Genomic DNA, 1,250 nt, shown 5'->3' with positions numbered 1-1,250 from the left:
TGTAGTGGTCAAGTAAATTCGGACACGACGATAGGTTTGTTTGCTGCCATGTTCCGTTCGTAGACGGAGGGCGGCAGATTGCCCAGAACTGAATGCAAACGTTCGTTGTTGTAGAAGCCGACGATGTAGGCGGCGATATCGATCTTGGCCTCTGCATGATTGGCATATTGGCGCTGCCACACCCGTTCCATTTTGAGATTCAGGAAGAAGCGTTCGGCAACTGCATTGTCCCAGCAGTTTCCTTTGCGGCTCATGCTGCAGATGAAGCCGTGACTGGCTAGCACAGCTTGGTACTGGGCACTTGCATACTGGCTGCCACGGTCTGAGTGAACGACCAATCCTTTGTCTGGCCGCCGCTGTTGAACCGCCATGTGCAAGGCATCGCAGACCAGCTTAGCCGGCATGCTCGGTGCCATGGCCCAGCCGACCACTTTGCGCGAGAATAGGTCGATCACCACTGCCAGGTACAGCCAGCCGGCGCCAGTGCGCACGTAGGTGATGTCGGAGACGTAGGCCTTGTTTGGCGCAGCCGGATTGAACTGGCGGGCCAGCACGTTGGCTGCGATCGGCAGATCATGTTTGCTGTCGGTAGTGTGAATGAATTTGCGCTTCCAGACTGGTTTTAAGCCCGCCTGGCGCATCAACCGACGAACCTTGAAGCGCCCGGCCGTGATGCCGCGGTTTGATAGCTCCGTCACCATACGGCGGCTGCCATAGCTCTGGTGACTTGCCACGAAAGCAGCTCGTACATGAACACTCGCTTTGCAAACAACCGGCGCGGTAGCGCGGCGCTTCGCTTCGTAGAAACCGGAACGGCTAACACCCAGCACACGGCAGCTCTGTGCGACAGGGATGGCCTTCGTTTGCAGCTCGTCGATAAGTCGAAAACTCATTTCAGCTCGCGGGCAAAGAAGGCCGAGGCCTTTTTTAAGATTTCTACATCTCCTCGCAGTTGGCGGTTCTCCTGCTCCAACTGCCTGATTCGTTGCTGCTCGGGCGTCAGCGGCTTGCCAATGCCAGGTTGGCCGGATTGCTCGGCATCGTACTGCTCCAGCCAGCGACGCACGGCGGTCGGACCAATGCTCATGCTCTGGCATACATGCTGAACACTGAGTCCCTGTTCTTTGATCATTTTGACGACCTCAAGCTTAAAGCTGGGGTCGAAATTGCGGCGTTGCCTTGTCATGCAAATCTCCTCGGATGGTGGATTGTCCACCTATCGAGGTGTCCGGGCAAATTAGACCACTACA

Annotated in this window: 1 protein-coding gene; it reads right to left on the bottom strand. The window is 56.4% G+C overall.

All coding sequences use genetic code 11. The annotated features are described in order from the left end of the window. Positions 1-8: 8 nt before the first annotated feature. Positions 9-1,186, bottom strand: a protein-coding gene (locus tag KHU29_RS22010) for an IS3 family transposase (protein ID WP_211455461.1) whose coding sequence is annotated in 2 segments (ribosomal slippage) — positions 9-919 and positions 919-1,186 — 1,179 coding nt in all. Because the reading frame shifts where the segments join, the coding sequence is not laid out codon by codon here. Positions 1,187-1,250: the final 64 nt, after the last annotated feature.

This window comes from Collimonas antrihumi (assembly GCF_018304965.1).
In the GTDB taxonomy this organism is placed as follows: domain Bacteria; phylum Pseudomonadota; class Gammaproteobacteria; order Burkholderiales; family Burkholderiaceae_D; genus Collimonas; species Collimonas antrihumi.
The sequence above is the reverse complement of the archived record's forward strand: the minus strand, read 5'-3'. Positions and strand labels throughout refer to the sequence as shown.